General features: G+C 44.2%; 16 protein-coding genes. 12 read left to right on the forward strand and 4 right to left on the reverse strand.

Translation table 11 applies throughout. From position 1 onward, the window contains the following. Positions 1-316: 316 nt before the first annotated feature. Positions 317-1231: a LysR family transcriptional regulator gene (locus tag F955_RS12050; RefSeq protein WP_004894943.1), complete on the reverse strand. Its 915-nt coding sequence runs from the start codon at positions 1229-1231 to the stop codon at positions 317-319. Positions 1232-1345: 114 nt separating this feature from the next. Here F955_RS12050 and F955_RS12055 point away from each other — a divergent pair, with 114 nt between their 5' ends. The 12 genes from F955_RS12055 (at position 1346) to pcaD (ending at position 12567) form a co-directional block, all read left to right on the forward strand. Next, complete coding sequence (locus F955_RS12055) at positions 1346-2455, forward strand: muconate/chloromuconate family cycloisomerase (protein ID WP_004894944.1); 1110 nt, start codon at positions 1346-1348, stop codon at positions 2453-2455. A 23-nt stretch (positions 2456-2478) separates the two neighbouring features. After that, positions 2479-2769, forward strand: a complete 291-nt coding sequence (gene catC / locus F955_RS12060; RefSeq protein WP_004809440.1) for a muconolactone Delta-isomerase — start codon at positions 2479-2481, stop codon at positions 2767-2769. Between the two features lie 162 nt (positions 2770-2931). Further along, entirely contained in the window at positions 2932-3852 is a 921-nt protein-coding gene (gene catA / locus F955_RS12065) for a catechol 1,2-dioxygenase (RefSeq protein WP_004894948.1), read from the forward strand. 75 nt (positions 3853-3927) lie between these two features. After that, complete coding sequence (gene benA / locus F955_RS12070) at positions 3928-5316, forward strand: benzoate 1,2-dioxygenase large subunit (RefSeq protein ID WP_004894951.1); 1389 nt, start codon at positions 3928-3930, stop codon at positions 5314-5316. Further along, positions 5313-5804: a benzoate 1,2-dioxygenase small subunit gene (gene benB, locus F955_RS12075; RefSeq protein WP_004809446.1), complete on the forward strand. Its 492-nt coding sequence runs from the start codon at positions 5313-5315 to the stop codon at positions 5802-5804. Before benA ends, benB begins: the two co-directional genes overlap by 4 nt. A 93-nt stretch (positions 5805-5897) precedes the next feature. Continuing rightward, positions 5898-6914 (forward strand): benzoate 1,2-dioxygenase electron transfer component BenC, encoded by a 1017-nt coding sequence (gene benC, locus F955_RS12080; RefSeq protein ID WP_004894952.1) that lies wholly within the window; start codon positions 5898-5900, stop codon positions 6912-6914. 17 nt (positions 6915-6931) lie between these two features. Then, on the forward strand, positions 6932-7717 hold the full coding sequence (gene benD, locus F955_RS12085) for a benzoate diol dehydrogenase BenD (protein ID WP_004894955.1): 786 nt from the start codon (positions 6932-6934) through the stop codon (positions 7715-7717). 58 nt (positions 7718-7775) lie between these two features. Continuing rightward, positions 7776-8996 carry a benzoate/H(+) symporter BenE gene (gene benE / locus F955_RS12090; protein ID WP_004894958.1) on the forward strand — a complete coding sequence of 407 codons (1221 nt, stop codon included), beginning with the start codon at positions 7776-7778 and terminating at the stop codon, positions 8994-8996. A gap of 37 nt (positions 8997-9033) precedes the next feature. Beyond that, complete coding sequence (locus F955_RS12095) at positions 9034-9705, forward strand: 3-oxoacid CoA-transferase subunit A (protein WP_004894960.1); 672 nt, start codon at positions 9034-9036, stop codon at positions 9703-9705. A gap of 19 nt (positions 9706-9724) precedes the next feature. Beyond that, the gene (locus F955_RS12100; RefSeq protein ID WP_004894963.1) at positions 9725-10381 is read left to right on the forward strand and encodes a 3-oxoacid CoA-transferase subunit B; all 657 of its coding nucleotides are present in this window, start codon (positions 9725-9727) and stop codon (positions 10379-10381) included. A gap of 133 nt (positions 10382-10514) precedes the next feature. Continuing rightward, a complete protein-coding gene (pcaF, locus tag F955_RS12105) occupies positions 10515-11720 on the forward strand; it encodes a 3-oxoadipyl-CoA thiolase (RefSeq protein ID WP_004894966.1) in 1206 nt (401 codons plus the stop codon). Positions 11721-11787: 67 nt separating this feature from the next. Next, positions 11788-12567, forward strand: coding sequence for a 3-oxoadipate enol-lactonase (pcaD, locus tag F955_RS12110; protein WP_004894968.1), 780 nt, complete (start codon positions 11788-11790; stop codon positions 12565-12567). A gap of 69 nt (positions 12568-12636) precedes the next feature. Here the strand turns inward: pcaD and F955_RS12115 are convergent, their stop codons facing one another. The 3 genes from F955_RS12115 to ureC all read right to left on the reverse strand — a co-directional run bounded on the left by F955_RS12115 (position 12637) and on the right by ureC (position 16614). Continuing rightward, positions 12637-13524, reverse strand: a complete 888-nt coding sequence (locus F955_RS12115) for a DMT family transporter (RefSeq protein ID WP_004894971.1) — start codon at positions 13522-13524, stop codon at positions 12637-12639. A 100-nt stretch (positions 13525-13624) separates the two neighbouring features. Next, positions 13625-14746 (reverse strand): hypothetical protein, encoded by a 1122-nt coding sequence (locus tag F955_RS16890; protein ID WP_004894972.1) that lies wholly within the window; start codon positions 14744-14746, stop codon positions 13625-13627. Positions 14747-14913: 167 nt separating this feature from the next. Continuing rightward, entirely contained in the window at positions 14914-16614 is a 1701-nt protein-coding gene (gene ureC, locus F955_RS12125; protein WP_004894973.1) for an urease subunit alpha, read from the reverse strand. Between the last annotated feature and the right edge of the window lie 13 nt (positions 16615-16627).

The following is a 16627-nucleotide window of genomic DNA, read 5'->3' on the forward strand; positions in this document are numbered from 1 at the left end:
AAGTTGTTTACAGGCAGAATCGACCTTCCAGGACCGATGTTTTCATCATAAATCGGATTTAATGACTGAAATACCTGGTTTCTATATAGGTTTAGGGTATGAAAGAACCTAAAAGGTTGAATGTCAGAGCACTTTGATCAGCAATCAAACAAAATAGGTATAAAAGGAAGATTTAAAATTTTCTTCTTTATCAAAATTTCCCGATTGCACTAAAGTCGTAGATCGCTGCATACTTTTTTTAGAGGGTAAGGAGAAAACTCCGCCCAAGCCTTAAACTTAAGTCTAAGGCGCGGTATAGTCAGGGATAAATACATATCTAAAAACTGTTTCTATCATATTTAATTGCTTCCAAATCATACACTTGGTAAATACAATCAAATAAGGACATGATGTCTTCACTCTCGTCCATATTGCGCATAGTCAGAAAAACCGGGCTGACTGCACTCTCGTCCAGAATCGGGATATAGTTAAGGTGAGCTAACTGAATCGAATGAGCACTTTCCGGTACAATACATACACCCTCACCCGCTGCGACCAGCCCCAGCGCCAGCTGAATTTCCCTTACAATCCGGACATGTTGTGGTTCCAGATTATATTCTGAAAATAATCCCTGTACCTGGGTGGCGAAACTTGGAGAGGTATGATTAGGATAGAGAAATAATTTTTCATCAACAATATCAGCAAGATATATTCCTTTATTATGGAAAGATAAAGGATGGCTGGAATGTACACCGAGTACCAGACGTTCTTCACGCAACAGCACCCGCTTTAATGCCGGATCAGAAATGCGTAAACGCCCAAAGCCAACATCTATACGCCCTTCTTTCAATGCCTTAACCTGTTCCATGGTGGTCATTTCCACCAGTTCAATTTTCAGGTGTGGCTGTTGCTGCCTATATAAGTAGACAATGCGCGACAGCAATCCATAAAGCAGAGATCCAACAAAACCCATGGTAACCGTGCGTTCTACCATACCAATACGCTTGGTCATGGACTTCACTTCTTCAGCATTGGCCAGAATTTTTACCGCATGTTGGTAGAAAAAATACCCAGCCTGAGTGGTTTTAAGTGGTCGACTGCCACGCTCAAATAACGCAATACCAAGTTCTGCCTCAAGATTTTGAATCTGGCGGCTTAATGGGGGCTGGGCAATAAAAAGTTTCTCTGCAGCTTTAGTAAAACTTTGCTCTTCAACTACTGCTACAAAATACCTTAAATGTCTGAGCTCCATAACGTGCATACCTTTTAAATATAATAAAATGCAAAAATGGTCTTCGACAGCCATTTATGATTCTTTTAAGGTATATCAAGTCAAAGCATTAAAGCAAGAATGTGAACCCGTATTATGTATAAGTCAGTTGAAACCTTGCTGGTAGAAATTCCAACCATTCGTCCTCACAAGATGGCAGTGGCGACGATGCAAACCCAGACCCTGGTATTGGTCAAAATCACCACTGAAGATGGTTACATCGGTTGGGGTGAAGCAACAACGATCGGTGGCTTAGGTTATGGTGATGAAAGCCCTGAAAGTGTCAAAGTAAATATTGATACTTATTTTGTACCGCTTTTAAAAACATTATCAGGCTTAAATGTTGCACAGACATTACAAGCAATCAAAAAAAATATTAATGGCAACCGTTTTGCGAAATGTGCCATTCAAACTGCCCTGCTGGATATTCAGGCGCAGCGTTTAGGTTTACCACTTTCTGAACTGCTAGGCGGTCGTTTACGTGATGGCGTACCGGTCCTCTGGGTACTGGCTTCTGGCGATACTGAAAAAGACATTGCTGAAGCACAAAAGATGCTGGCTGCAAAACGCCATAACTTCTTCAAGCTAAAAATCGGTTCACGTCCAGTAGAAGCAGATGTTGAACATGTTCTGGCAATTAAAAAAGCATTAGGCAACGACGTTTCGATCCGTGTGGATGTAAACCGTGCCTGGTCAGAGCTGGAAGCGATAAAAGGCATTCAGTTATTGCAAGATGGTGGTGTTGATCTGATTGAACAGCCATGTGCCATTGACAATATTGATGCCATGCAACGTCTGACCCGTCGCTTTGATATTGCCATTATGGCCGATGAATCACTGATGGGGCCAAGCACTGCCTATAAGCTGGCTCGTACTAATGCAGCTTCGGTATTTGCAATTAAAGTGGCGCAATCAGGTGGTTTGCTGGAAGGCCGTGATGTCGCGACAGTGGCTAACCTTGCAGGGATTGACCTGTATGGTGGCACCATGCTGGAAGGTTCAGTAGGAACAATTGCATCCGCTCACCTGTTCTCGACCTTTGAGAATCTGGCATATGGTACTGAACTATTCGGCCCGCTACTGCTGACTGAAGAAATTCTGAAAACACCACTGCAATACCAGAATTTTGAGCTGCATCTGCCGCAAGGTGCCGGTCTGGGTATTCAGCTGGATGAAGACAAGATCGACAATTTACGCCGTAAATAAGCAATTAGATTGAGGAGTGAGACATGCTGTTTCATGTACGTATGGATGTAAATATCCCGCTGGATATGCCTGCCGAGAAAGCCAACGAAATCAAGGCTGTTGAAAAAGCCTATTCACAGGATTTACAGCGCCAAGGTAAATGGCGCCATATCTGGCGCATCACAGGCCAGTATTCAAACATCAGTATTTTTGATGTGGAAAGTAACGAAGAGCTGCACAACATTTTGCAGGGCTTACCACTGTATCCATATATGGATATCGAAATCATGGCACTAAACCGCCACCCTTCTTCAATCCGGGAAGATGACACCTGATCACAATGACCCAGACCTGGAACATGCCAGGTCGGTCAAATCTGAACACATCCGATGAGGGTATTCAGAGGGTAATTAACAAAGGACTGTGGCAGCCAAGTTTCAGCCATAAGGATTGAAACAACAGCCACCAATAAACAGACATACTTAAGGAGCAATAGTATGAACCGTCAACAAATTGATGCATTAGTTAAACAAATGAACGTGGATACAGCCACAGGCCCTGTAGACGAGCGTGTACAGCAAATCGTTGTGCGCCTGCTAGGTGATCTTTTCCAGGCGATCGAAGATCTTGATATTTCTCAGTCAGAACTGTGGAAAGGTCTGGAATACTTTACCGATGCCGGTCAAGCCAATGAATTAGGCCTACTGGCTGCAGGTTTGGGTCTGGAACACTACTTAGACTTACGTGCTGATGAAGCAGATGCTAAAGCAGGCATTACGGGCGGTACGCCACGTACAATTGAAGGTCCGTTATATGTGGCGGGTGCTCCTGAATCTGTCGGCTTTGCCCGTATGGATGATGGCTCTGAAGAAGGCAAAATTCCGACACTGATCATTGAAGGTACAGTTAAAGATACTGACGGCAATATCATTGAAGGTGCCAAAGTTGAAGTTTGGCATGCCAACAGTCTGGGTAACTACTCATTCTTTGACAAGTCACAGTCTGACTTTAACCTGCGCCGTTCTATTTTCAGCGACCAGGATGGTAAATATGTGGCTTTAACCACTATGCCAGTAGGTTATGGCTGTCCTCCAGAAGGCACGACTCAATTCGTACTGGACAAGTTAGGCCGTCACGGTAACCGTCCATCACACGTGCATTACTTCGTTTCTGCACCGGGTTACCGCAAGCTGACAACTCAGTTCAACATCGAAGGCGACCAGTACCTGTGGGATGACTTTGCATTCGCTACCCGTGAAGGCCTGGTTGCAACTGCGGTTGATGTAACTGATGAAGCTGAAATTGCAAAACGTGGTTTGAAAGGTCCTTTCAAACATATTCAATTTGATATTGAACTTGTGAAAGAAAAAGCAGACGCACCTTCTACTGAAGTTGATCGTCGCCGCGCAAGCGCTTAATGCAAAATGGATTCGGGGTGTAATCATTAGATTCATCCCGATGACTTCCCCTCCTTGGAAAGTCGGAGAACGGACATGCCTCGTATTCCTGTAATTAACACCAGTCATCTTGATCGTATTGATGAGCTTCTAGTTGACGATTTTGAATCTGGTGAATTTAAACTTCACCGGTCTGTATTCACAGACCAAGCTCTGTTTGACCTGGAGATGAAATACATCTTTGAAGGCAACTGGGTTTATCTTGCACATGAAAGCCAGATTCCAAACAATAACGACTTCTATACTACCTATATTGGTCGTCAGCCGATCATCATTGCACGTAACCGTCAAGGTGAACTGAATGCCATGATCAATGCCTGTTCGCATCGCGGTGCACAATTGTGCCGTAACAAGAAAGGCAATAAAGCAACTTATACTTGCCCATTCCATGGCTGGACATTTAATAACTCAGGTAAGTTATTAAAAGTCAAAGATCCGGCTGAAGCGGGTTATTCAGACTGCTTTAACAAAGACGGTTCACATGACCTGAAAAAGGTTGCCCGTTTTGAAAACTATAAAGGTTTCCTGTTCGGCAGCTTGAATCCGGATGTTCCTTCTCTGGAAGAATACCTGGGCGAAGCGACCAAAATCATTGACATGATCGTGGGTCAGTCTGAGCAAGGCCTGGAAGTTTTACGTGGTTCTTCGACTTATACCTATGAAGGTAACTGGAAGTTGACTGCTGAAAACGGTGCCGATGGTTATCACGTGTCTGCAGTACACTGGAACTATGCTGCAACGACTCAGCAACGTAAAGAAAAAGAAGCTGGCGATAACATCCGTGCTATGAGCGCAGGTTCATGGGGCAAGCAAGGCGGTGGTTCTTACGGCTTTGAACACGGTCATATGCTGCTTTGGACGCAATGGGCTAACCCTGAAGACCGTCCTAACTTTGCCAAGAAAGATGAATACACTGCGCAATATGGCGAAGCTATGGCGAAGTGGATGATCGAACGTTCACGTAACTTGTGTATCTATCCAAACGTTTACTTCATGGATCAGTTCGGTTCACAAATCCGTGTCTTACGCCCGATTTCTGTCGATAAGACTGAAGTGACGATTTACTGTATCGCGCCTGTAGGCGAAGAGCTTGAAGCACGTACTCGTCGTATCCGTCAGTATGAAGATTTCTTTAATGCTTCAGGTATGGCGACACCAGACGATCTTGAAGAATTCCGAGCTTGTCAGGCAGGTTACGCAGGTATCGCGCTGGAATGGAATGACATGTGCCGTGGTTCTAAGCACTGGATCCAAGGCCCGGACGATGCAGCCAACGAAATTGGTTTAAAACCAAAACTGTCTGGTATTAAAACTGAAGATGAAGGTCTATACCTGGCTCAGCACCAGTACTGGCTAGAACTGATCAAAAAAGGCATCGCGACTGAAAAAGAAATTGCAGCATCTACTGAAGGAGAAAACGCATGAGCGACATCACTTTAGAAAATATTGCGCAATTCCTGTATCAGGAAGCCCGCTTTTTAGATGATGAACAATGGGATGACTGGTTGACGTGTTATGCCCCTACTGCGTCTTTCTGGATGCCAGCCTGGGATGACGACGACAAACTGACTACAGATCCACAGTCTGAAATCTCGTTGATTTACTATCCAGACCGTCAAGGTTTAGAAGACCGTGTGTTCCGTATCAAGACTGAACGTTCATCTGCAACCATGCCGGATACCCGTACCAGCCATAACATCAGCAATATTGAACTTGTTGAACGTGATGGCGACAAGGTCACTGTACGTTTTAACTGGAATACCTTGAGTTTCCGTTACAAAAACAGCTACAGCTACTTCGGTATGTCACGTTATGAAATCGATTTTTCAGGCGATAAACCACAAATTTTAAGCAAATACGTGGTACTGAAAAATGATTACATCAATCAGGTTATCGACATCTATCACCTTTAAGACTGTTTTTATTACAGCCAGGTAAAACCTTTCAGCCAGATGGAAAATTGGCTGAAAGGTCCAGTTACAAAGATTTATATAGGATATTCAGCCATGTCAAACCACAATGTTGCACTTCAATTTGAAGATGGCGTTACACGTTTTATTTCTGTTGCCCAAGGCGAGACCCTGTCTGATGCAGCTTACCGTCAAAAGATCAATATTCCTTTGGACTGCCGTGATGGTGCTTGTGGAACGTGTCGTGCGTTTTGTGAATCAGGTTCATTTGACATGCCTGAAGAAACTTATATTGAAGATGCATTAACCCCAGAAGAAGCAGCTGAAGGCTACATTCTTGCTTGCCAATGTAAACCGACCTCAGACGCCGTATTTCAGATCCAAGCTTCTTCGGAAGTATGTAAAACTGAAATTCACGCATTCCAGGGTACTTTGGCGCGTGTCGAAAACCTGTCTGACTCGACCATTACCTTTGATATTCAGTTAGATGAAGGTCAACCAGACATTCACTTCCTTGCTGGTCAATATGTGAACGTGGGTATTCCAGGTACAACTGAAACCCGTTCTTATTCATTCAGCTCTAAACCAGGCAACCGTTTAACCGGCTTTGTGGTACGTAACGTACCGAACGGTAAAATGAGTGAGTTCTTGAGTGTCAATGCCAAAGCTGGTGATAAAATGACTTTCACCGGTCCATTTGGTAGCTTCTACCTGCGCCCTGTGACCCGTCCAGTATTGATGCTGGCGGGTGGTACAGGTATTGCACCATTCATGTCGATGCTGCAAGTGCTGGAAGAAAAAGGTTCAGAACATCCAGTGCGTTTAGTATTTGGTGTGACCAATGATTTCGACTTGGTAGCGATTGAAAAACTGAATGAACTACAAGAAAAATTCTCATGGTTCGAATACCGTACAGTGGTTGCTAACCCGGAATCGGCACATGAGCGTAAAGGCTATGTGACCGGTCATATCGAAAACGAATGGCTGAATGGCGGCGACGTAGACATCTACCTATGTGGTCCAGTACCAATGGTAGAAGCGGTTCGCGGCTGGTTAGATGCTGAAGGCGTTAAACCTGCAAGCTTCCTGTTTGAAAAATTCTCTGCCAACTAATAGAGGGAATTTGTTCAATGTCTAACCGTCAAAGATTTGAAAATAAAGTTGTAATCGTGACGGGTGCCGCGCAAGGCATCGGTCGCGGTGTCGCGCTGCAAGTGGCGAGCGAAGGCGCCCAAGTCGTCATGGCTGACCTTTCCCCTTATGTAGAAGAAGTTCTGGCTGAAATTGAAGCGACTGGCGGTGATGCGATTACGGTCAAAGCCAATCTGGAAACGTTTGCCGGTGCTCAATCAGTCGTTGAAAAAGCGCTAGAAACCTATGGCCGTGTCGATGTCCTGATCAACAACGTCGGTGGCGCGATCTGGATGAAACCTTTCGAAGAATTTTCTGAAGAGGAAATTATCAAGGAAGTGAACCGTTCATTGTTCCCGACACTTTGGTGCTGCCGCGCAGTTCTTCCGGAAATGATTAAAAATCAGAAAGGTACCATTGTAAACGTATCTTCTATTGCGACACGCGGCATTAACCGTGTGCCATATTCAGCATCCAAAGGTGGTGTGAACGGCCTGACCGCTTCCCTTGCATTTGAACATGCCAAAGACGGCATCCGTGTCAATGCAATCGCGACGGGTGGTACAGAAGCACCGCCACGTAAAGTACCGCGCAATGCCAATCCACTGACTGAATCTGAAAAAGAATGGATGCAGCAAGTGGTTGATCAGACCATTGACCGTACTTTCATGGGACGCTACGGTACGATTCAGGAGCAAGTGAATGCGATTGTATTCTTGGCTTCGGATGAATCATCTTATATAACAGGTACAGTGGTACCGGTCGGTGGTGGTGATCAGGGCTAATCCTGATCATCACGATTTTTAACAGGCTCATGGTTCGACGCAAGGAGGCACATCACCAATGAACACCCTGTTTCAGACATTAAAAAATGATTGGTCAATTTCAGCAACTGTTGCAGGATTTTTAGCAGTGCTGATCTCCTATTCGGGGCCACTGATCATTTTTTTCCAGGCGGCACAGCAAGCTCAAGTTTCCCCGGACATGATGATTTCATGGATTTGGGGAATTTCTATTGGTGCTGCGCTAGCAGGTATCTTTTTATCCATTAAATACAAAATACCTGTCGTCACCGCCTGGTCTGCGCCCGGAACGGCTTTATTAGTCACGCTGTTTCCCGATATTTCGCTCAATGAAGCGGTTGCTGCCTATATCACCTCTGCTGTGGTGATTTTTTTCATTGGGATCACCGGTTATTTCGACAAATTGCTGTCCTGGATTCCTCAGGAAGTGGCTGCCGGGATGATGGCGGGGATTTTACTGCAGTTTGGTTTAGGGTTGTTTACCGCGACCGATACCATGCCCTATATCGTCTTTGGCATGCTGGCGGTATTTTTACTGGCCAAGCGTTTCAGTCCACGCTATGCCATGGTCTGGGTGCTGGTTGCTGGTGTGGTTTTAAGCATGCTCCTGGGCAAGATTAACCCGGTCACGGCAGATTTCAGTCTGGCGATTCCGCAATTTATTGCACCGGAATGGACCTGGAGTTCCACCCTGAATCTGGCCCTTCCCCTTATTCTGGTCAGTCTCTCTGGCCAGTTTTTACCGGGAATGGCGATTATCAAACTCAGTGGTTATGACATGCCAGCCAAGCCGATTATTAGTGCAACCAGTATTGCCTCGCTTGCAGTCGCCTGTGTGGGGGGTATTACCATCGTACTGGCCTCGATCACAGCTGCATTGTGTTTAGGCAAAGACGCACATGAGCTAAAAGAAAAGCGTTATATCGCCGGTGTGGCGAATGGGCTTTTTTATATTTTGGGCGGCTTATTTGCCGGCAGCATTGTCATGCTGTTTAGCCTGATGCCCAAAGAACTCATTGCAGCTTTGGCAGGACTGGCATTACTGGGTGCGATTGCTACCAACATTTCCGTGGCCATGGGCAAAGAATCACAACGTGATGCAGCATTGATCACCTTTTTAGCGACTGCTTCCGGCATGCATTTCTTAGGACTGAGTTCAGTCTTTTGGGGAATTTGCATTGGCTTGGTCGCACATTTTCTGCTGTCACAGAAAAACCGTAACGCAGTTCCGGTTACAGCATCAGATTCAAAACGAGTTTAAAGACATCCATCAGTTTAGGATATGTAAGGACCAGATTATGATAGATAAAAGTTCATTATCATTGAAAGAAGCACTCTCCCAGATCAAGGACGGTTCTACCATTATGATCGGTGGTTTCGGTACAGCGGGTCAGCCTGCTGAACTGATTGATGGTCTGATCGAATTGGGTATTAAAAACCTGATTATTGTCAACAATAATGCCGGTAATGGCGATTACGGTCTGGCGAAACTGCTTAAAGCGGGCGCTGTGCGTAAAATTATCTGTTCTTTCCCGCGTCAGTCTGATTCCTGGGTATTTGACGAACTCTATCGTGCAGGCAAGATCGAACTGGAACTGGTGCCGCAAGGTAATCTGGCTTGCCGTATTCAGGCGGCTGGTATGGGCTTAGGTCCAATCTATACCCCTACCGGTTTTGGTACTTTGCTGGCTGAAGGCAAACCGACCATGAACTATGAGGGTAAAGACTACGTTTTAGAAAATCCAATTAAAGCTGACTTTGCTTTAATTAAGGCCCATCAGGGCGACCGTTGGGGCAATCTAGTGTACCGTAAATCTGCACGTAACTTCGGCCCAATCATGGCAATGGCAGCAGATGTGACGATTGCTCAAGTTTCTGAAGTGGTTGAACTGGGTGCACTGGATCCAGAGCACATCATCACCCCGGGAATTTTTGTTCAACACGTTGTTCAAGTTAAACCTGCACAATAATTGGCATCGGAGATAAATAATGAGCTATAGCAAACTGACCCGTGACCAGATCGCTGAACGTGTGGCACAAGATATTCCTGATGGTGCTTATGTGAACCTGGGTATCGGCCTGCCAACCAAAATTTCCAGCTACCTGCCAAGCGATAAAGATGTCTTTCTGCATTCTGAAAATGGCCTGCTGGCTTTCGGTCCTCCTCCTGCTGAAGAAGACCGCGATCCTGAACTGATTAATGCTGGTAAAGAATTCGTGACCTTACTTGAAGGCGGTTCTTTCTTCCATCACGGCGATTCTTTCGCGATGATGCGTGGCGGTCACTTAGACATCGCCGTACTGGGTGCTTTCCAGGTGGCTGAAAATGGTGACTTGGCGAATTGGCATACTGGCGCACCAGATGCAATTCCTGCAGTCGGCGGTGCAATGGATCTGGCTGTGGGTGCCAAGAAAGTTTTCATCACCACAGATCATGTGACTAAAAAAGGTGAGCCAAAAATCGTAGCTGAACTGTCTTATCCTGCGACTGGCCTAAAATGTGTCGACCGCATTTATACCGACCTGTGTGTGATTGATGTCACGCCTGAAGGGATGAAAGTGATTGAGAAAGTCGAAGGTCTGTCATTTGAAGAATTGCAGTCATTGACCGGTGCCAAACTGATTGATGCGACTCAATCAAATTAAGGGGAAGTCCCTCCTTTATTAAAGGAGGGATTTAGGGAGGATTTGAGGATTAAAACTACTTCATTAAATCCCTCCCAACCTCCCTTTAAAAAGGGAGGAGTTTTCTTCTTTTAAATATGTGAGCAAATACACAATGAAAAACGCATATATTATCGATGCCATCCGTACTCCATTCGGCCGTTATGCCGGTGGCCTCGCGCCTGTCCGTGCAGATGACTTAGGTGCTTTGCCAATCAAAGCCTTGATGGAACGCAATCCATCAGTGAACTGGGAACAGGTTGATGACGTGATTTATGGCTGTGCCAACCAGGCCGGTGAAGACAACCGTAACATCGGTCGCATGTCATCCCTGCTTGCAGGTGTGCCTTATCAGGTGCCGGCAACGACCGTGAACCGTCTGTGTGGTTCATCGATGGATGCAGTCGCGATGGCAGCACGGGCGATTAAAGCGGGTGAAGCCCATCTGATTATTGCCGGTGGTGTAGAAAGCATGTCGCGTGCCCCATTCGTGATGGGCAAGTCAGAAACAGCGTATGGCCGTAGCCAGAAGATTGAAGACACTACCATGGGCTGGCGTTTCATCAATCCGAAACTGAAAGAAATGTACGGCGTAGAAACCATGCCACAAACTGCTGAAAATCTGGCGGAGCAGTTCAATATCAACCGTGAAGACCAGGATAAGTTTGCCCTGACCAGCCAGCAACGTACCGCAGCAGCGCAGGCCAATGGTTTCTTTAAGAATGAAATCGTACCTGTGGTGATTCCGCAGCGTAAAGGCGATGCAGTGGTTGTCGATACCGATGAACATCCACGTGCTTCAACTACCGCAGAAGCATTGGCGAAACTGAAACCAGTGGTTAAAGCAGACGGTACGGTAACGGCGGGGAATGCATCGGGTATTAATGATGGTGCAGCTGCCCTGTTGATCGCATCTGATGAAGCGATTGCTCAACACGGCCTAAAACCGCGTGCCAAAATTATTGGTTCTACTGTTGTGGGTGTTGAACCACGCATCATGGGCTTTGGTCCCGCACCGGCCATCAAGAAACTGTTGGCACAAACCGGTCTGACTTTAGAGCAGATGGATGTGATCGAACTGAATGAGGCTTTTGCAGCACAAGCTTTAGCCTGTACCCGCGACTTAGGCATTGAAGATGGCTCGGAAAAAGTCAATCCGAATGGTGGTGCAATTGCTTTAGGTCATCCACTCGGTGCATCTGGCGCGCGTCTTGTGACGACTGCACTCAACCAACTGGAACAAACTGGCGGTAAATACGGTCTTTGTTCAATGTGTATTGGTGTCGGTCAAGGCATCGCTTTGATTATTGAACGTATTTAATTATTAAATGCTCTCTCGATCCTCCTTTCGTAAAGGAGGGATTGAGGGAAGATGAAGGATTTAAAAAATGCCAACATTTACATCGAATGATGCACAGATCAACTACCAGACCTTTGGTGATGCATCTAAGCCAGCCTTGATTTTTTCTAATTCACTGGGCACCAAATTCAGCATGTGGCAACCACAAATTGAATTTTTCCAGCAAGATTATTTTGTAGTGTGTTATGACACTCGCGGTCATGGGGCTTCATCTGCACCGCAAGGTCCGTATAGCCTTGATCAACTGGGTCAAGATGTTGTAAACCTACTTGATCATTTAAAAATTGAGAAAGCTGCGTTCTGTGGTATTTCAATGGGTGGTTTAACCGGTCAATGGTTAGCAATCAACAAGCCCGAACGTTTTAGCCACGTGATTATCTGCAATACTGCTGCCAAGATTGGTCAGGAACAGGCCTGGAATGACCGTGCCGCGCTGGTGCGTGAACAAGCTTTACAACCGATCGCATCGACAGCAGCATCACGCTGGTTTACCGATCCCTTTATCCAGAGCAACGCAGCGATAGTTGCAGAGCTTTCAAACGACCTTGGAGCTGGCAGCCCGGAAGGTTATGCGAGTTGCTGCGAAGCTTTGGCTAAGGCGGATTTACGCGAACAGATCAAAACCATTTCTGTGCCGGTACTGATTGTGGCTGGTCAGCAAGACCCTGTGACAACCGTTGCAGATGGTCAAGCCATGCAAGCTGAAATTGCACAAAGCCAGTTGTTTGAAATCAATGCATCGCATATTTCAAATATTGAACAACCTGATGCTTTTAATCAGGCAGTGCAAAAATTTATTGCAGCTTAAAAGCCCATTGTAATAATAGAAAAGCCACTGTTCATCAGTGGCTTTTTTCTGGAACATATAAAATAAAAACTAGGCCCAGATCACTAAAATTGCCGCAATCACCACCAGCACCAGTCCCCAATGTTCAGCCTTGGCCAGTTTATCTTTAAAGAAATACGCCGAGATCAGCATACTAAATAAAATCTCGATCTGCCCTAAGGTTTTCACCACCGGTACACTCATCATGCTCATGGCAGTAAACCAACCAAGGGAGGCTGTGAAACTACAAAAGCCTACTTTCATAGTCAGTCCCATACGTTCGCGCATAGCGACGAGTGTTTTACGGCTAAATAGGCTTAGGTAAATGAGCATACTGATGCATTGGAAGCCAATGACTGAAATCAATACCCAAGATGCACGGTGTAATACAGGTAAATTAGTTAATTCTAGACTGGCTTCACGAACCAATAATGAAGTAATAGCAAAACAAAGCCCACTACCTACCCCAATCATCAGTGTTTTAGCAGATAGTCCACTCAGTTGATTACCTTTACTCAGTAAAAATACTGCATAACCGCCAATGAGTACGCCAATCCAGGCTAAGAACGATAAGTGATTTGATAGAAAAGCCACGCCAATAATCGCGGCTAAGATGGCTTCACTCTTGGCAAGTCCGACACCAATTGCATAATTTTTTTGTTTAAACAGTTGCACCATCAGTACAGTGGCAAGAATTTGGCTCACTCCTGCAATGAAAATATATATCCAATACTTTGCAGTAAAATGAACTACTTCTATGACTGGGTAAAAATGGTACAGCAGTTGGATATAGATAAATGCAAGTGGAAAACCAAACAAGAAACGCGCAAGCGTTACACCCCAAACGTCGACAGTTGAACTCAGTTGTTTTTGAAATGCATTACGCCATGCCTGCATGAATGCAGCCATTAAGGTAAAGAAGATCCAACTGATTGCCATGTCTCATCTGCTGTTAGGTTAAAAGTGAAATAATTTTAAGCCTTTGCAGATGAGATGACTAATTAAAAAAGGGTTTGAAGTTGATAGCGGAAAGTTTGGATTACCTTCTAAATTCACTCACTAATTTGGCAAGTTGTTCTATGCCATCAAAAGTGGTGGGAATTTTATCGTCTGATGAAACTAATGGTGAGAAGATAATATTTTCAAATTTCTCAAAACCTGCTTTATTTTTAGCATGCAATTTTTCAGAGTCTTCTGCATAGTTATGAATAAACTGACAGAGTGCCATTCGAAGTTCAAGTTGCATCATTTGAGATTGAACTGAACGCACATGTTGCAATCCTACTCGAGTAAAATAAAACAGAAACAATATTAATGTCGTAATTGGTATTGCTAAAAACCACATTGATGCTAATTTAGCTTCGTAGCCTGTCAAAATTAAAATAATGATTGCAATAATTACAGCTAATGGCACACATACTAGGGTAGCTCCAAATTGCGAATAACCTTCTCTTCTTTCTTTTAACTCTAATTTTTTCTGTTCATAAAGCTCCTTAAAACCTTTATTTAATAAGACAAAATCATAAGTCTGCTTACTTTCTTCTAATTGTTTCTCTAAATCTAAGACTGCTTTATGTTTAAGTTCAAAGGACTCATTCCATTCATCTACTTTTGAAATAAAGTTATCTATTATTTGGAATTTTTCCTCAGCCTGAATTAACTGAGATTTTTTATACCTATCTTCTATAATATTAAAAATAAGATGGTAGATGCTATAACTAATTTTATCTCCTGCATATTTAAAATTATTTATTTTCCATCGACCAACATTTAAATAATTTTCAATTAACTCATAAGCTTCCATTTTTTCTAAATTGGGTTTCCGTAATTTATATTCTGTCAAATAAGCAAAAATTATCGAATAGGCAAGTTCAAGCAGTTGGTTTTCTAAATCATCTATATTTTCATCAAACTTCTTTGCTCCCAAATAACGAGTCATATAATTCATTAGTTGGTGCTTAAAATCAAAAACAGGTAATACAGACACATAAGTACAAATTTCATTTAAGCTTTCACTTTCTACAAAGGCTCTAATTTTTAAAATTTGTTCAGAAAGCGCCCCTCTTAATTCATTTTCAAAACCAGATGAATATTTCTTAGCAATTTTCCTTATCTCTTTGAAAAATTCTTCGCTCACCTCATCATTTAAATCTAAAACCATTTTTTTCCATTTCAGTCATATTTTTATTTATACCCATATTCTTTTAAATCAAAAACTAAATCAATACTCTCATCCTAACCTTCTCCCACAGGGAGAAGGAACATAGCAGCAATTAAATTAATAAAGTATTTCCCTCTCCTTCTAGGAGAGGGTTAGGGAGAGGTAAATCAAAACAAGAAATACCTCTGCGCCATCGGCAACACTTCCGCAGGCTCACAGGTCAACAACTTCCCATCCGCCCGAACTTCATAAATTTCAGGATCAACTTCCATCACAGGACAGTAAGTATTCAACTTCATATCTTTTTTATGAATATCCCGTGTGCCTTTACATGGACTAATCAGCTTTTTCAAATCGAGCTTTTCATGTACACCCGCTTCAATTGCCACTTGCGACAAGAAGGTAATACAAGTGTTATGCACACCACGGGCATTTGCTCCAAACATCGGACGATAATGCACAGGCTGCGGTGTTGGAATAGACGCATTAATATCGCCCATTGGCGCAGCTGCAATCATCCCACCTTTAATAATCATCGACGGTTTAACGCCAAAAAATGCAGGCTTCCATAAGATTAAATCGGCAAGTTTACCTACTTCCACCGAACCAATTTCATGACTCAAACCATGGGTAATGGCAGGGTTAATCGTATATTTGGCGATATAACGCTTTACACGATTATTATCATGCGTGGCATTGTCACCTTCTAAAGGTCCACGCTGCACTTTCATTTTATGTGCCGTTTGCCACGTGCGAATCACGACTTCACCGACACGCCCCATTGCTTGCGAGTCTGATGACATCATGGCAATCGCACCCAAATCCTGCAAAATATCTTCCGCTGCAATAGTTTCACGGCGAATACGACTTTCCGCAAATGCCACATCTTCAGAAATTGCAGGGTCTAAATGATGGCACACCATCAACATATCCAAATGTTCATCAATCGTATTGATGGTATATGGACGGGTTGGGTTGGTCGAAGATGGTAATACGTTCGGCTGACCAATAGCTTTTAAAATATCAGGCGCATGTCCGCCACCAGCGCCTTCGGTATGGTAGGTATGAATAGTACGGTTTTTAAATGCTGCCAAAGTTTCTTCTAGAAAGCCGCTTTCATTTAGTGTGTCTGTATGAATCGCCACCTGTACATCATACTGATCTGCGACGGTTAAGCAGTTATCAATAGCTGCTGGCGTTGAACCCCAATCTTCATGCAGTTTTAAACCCACCACACCTGCACGTATTTGCTCGGCAATCGGTTCAGGTTGACTTAAATTGCCTTTACCGAGTAAACCAATATTCATCGGTAAATCGTCAATGGCTTGTAGCATGGTCGAAATATGCCACGGCCCTGGTGTGACTGTGGTTGCTGATGTGCCTGCCGCAGGTCCTGTACCACCGCCAATCATGGTGGTCACACCTGACATCAAAGCGGTTTCCACCTGTTGCGGGCAAATCCAATGAATATGCGTATCGACACCACCTGCCGTTAAAATCTGCCCCTCACCTGCAATGACTTCGGTTGCAGCACCCAATGGAATAGTAATATCAGGCTGAATATCAGGGTTGCCTGCTTTACCAATTTTCCAGATGCGGCCATTTTTCAAACCAACATCTGCTTTGACAATACCCCACCAATCGACAATCAGCGCATTGGTAATCACAGTATCAGCAACGTCATCGGCTAAAAGCTGAGATTGCCCCATTCCATCACGAATGACTTTACCGCCACCAAATTTAACCTCTTCCCCATAAGTGGTGAGGTCTTGTTCCACTTCAATAAACAGTTCGGTGTCGGCTAAACGAACACGATCGCCAACTGTTGGACCAAACATTTCCGCATAAGCGCGGCGTGACATTTTCATTTTATAAGTATTC

The sequence above is a fragment of the Acinetobacter schindleri CIP 107287 genome, from assembly GCF_000368625.1.
In the GTDB taxonomy this organism is placed as follows: domain Bacteria; phylum Pseudomonadota; class Gammaproteobacteria; order Pseudomonadales; family Moraxellaceae; genus Acinetobacter; species Acinetobacter schindleri.

Bases quoted from the DNA above. Each gene is read 5' to 3' on its own strand.
- benD (WP_004894955.1), top strand. From the start codon at position 6,932: ATGTCTAACCGTCAAAGATTTGAAAATAAAGTTGTAATCGTGACGGGT.
- catA (WP_004894948.1), top strand. From the start codon at position 2,932: ATGAACCGTCAACAAATTGATGCATTAGTTAAACAAATGAACGTGGAT.
- benA (WP_004894951.1), top strand. From the start codon at position 3,928: ATGCCTCGTATTCCTGTAATTAACACCAGTCATCTTGATCGTATTGAT.
- pcaF (WP_004894966.1), top strand. From the start codon at position 10,515: ATGAAAAACGCATATATTATCGATGCCATCCGTACTCCATTCGGCCGT.
- F955_RS16890 (WP_004894972.1), bottom strand. From the start codon at position 14,746: ATGGTTTTAGATTTAAATGATGAGGTGAGCGAAGAATTTTTCAAAGAG.
- F955_RS12055 (WP_004894944.1), top strand. From the start codon at position 1,346: ATGTATAAGTCAGTTGAAACCTTGCTGGTAGAAATTCCAACCATTCGT.
- F955_RS12050 (WP_004894943.1), bottom strand. From the start codon at position 1,231: ATGGAGCTCAGACATTTAAGGTATTTTGTAGCAGTAGTTGAAGAGCAA.
- catC (WP_004809440.1), top strand. From the start codon at position 2,479: ATGCTGTTTCATGTACGTATGGATGTAAATATCCCGCTGGATATGCCT.
- F955_RS12095 (WP_004894960.1), top strand. From the start codon at position 9,034: ATGATAGATAAAAGTTCATTATCATTGAAAGAAGCACTCTCCCAGATC.
- F955_RS12100 (WP_004894963.1), top strand. From the start codon at position 9,725: ATGAGCTATAGCAAACTGACCCGTGACCAGATCGCTGAACGTGTGGCA.
- pcaD (WP_004894968.1), top strand. From the start codon at position 11,788: ATGCCAACATTTACATCGAATGATGCACAGATCAACTACCAGACCTTT.
- ureC (WP_004894973.1), bottom strand. From the start codon at position 16,614: ATGAAAATGTCACGCCGCGCTTATGCGGAAATGTTTGGTCCAACAGTT.
- benC (WP_004894952.1), top strand. From the start codon at position 5,898: ATGTCAAACCACAATGTTGCACTTCAATTTGAAGATGGCGTTACACGT.
- benB (WP_004809446.1), top strand. From the start codon at position 5,313: ATGAGCGACATCACTTTAGAAAATATTGCGCAATTCCTGTATCAGGAA.
- benE (WP_004894958.1), top strand. From the start codon at position 7,776: ATGAACACCCTGTTTCAGACATTAAAAAATGATTGGTCAATTTCAGCA.
- F955_RS12115 (WP_004894971.1), bottom strand. From the start codon at position 13,524: ATGGCAATCAGTTGGATCTTCTTTACCTTAATGGCTGCATTCATGCAG.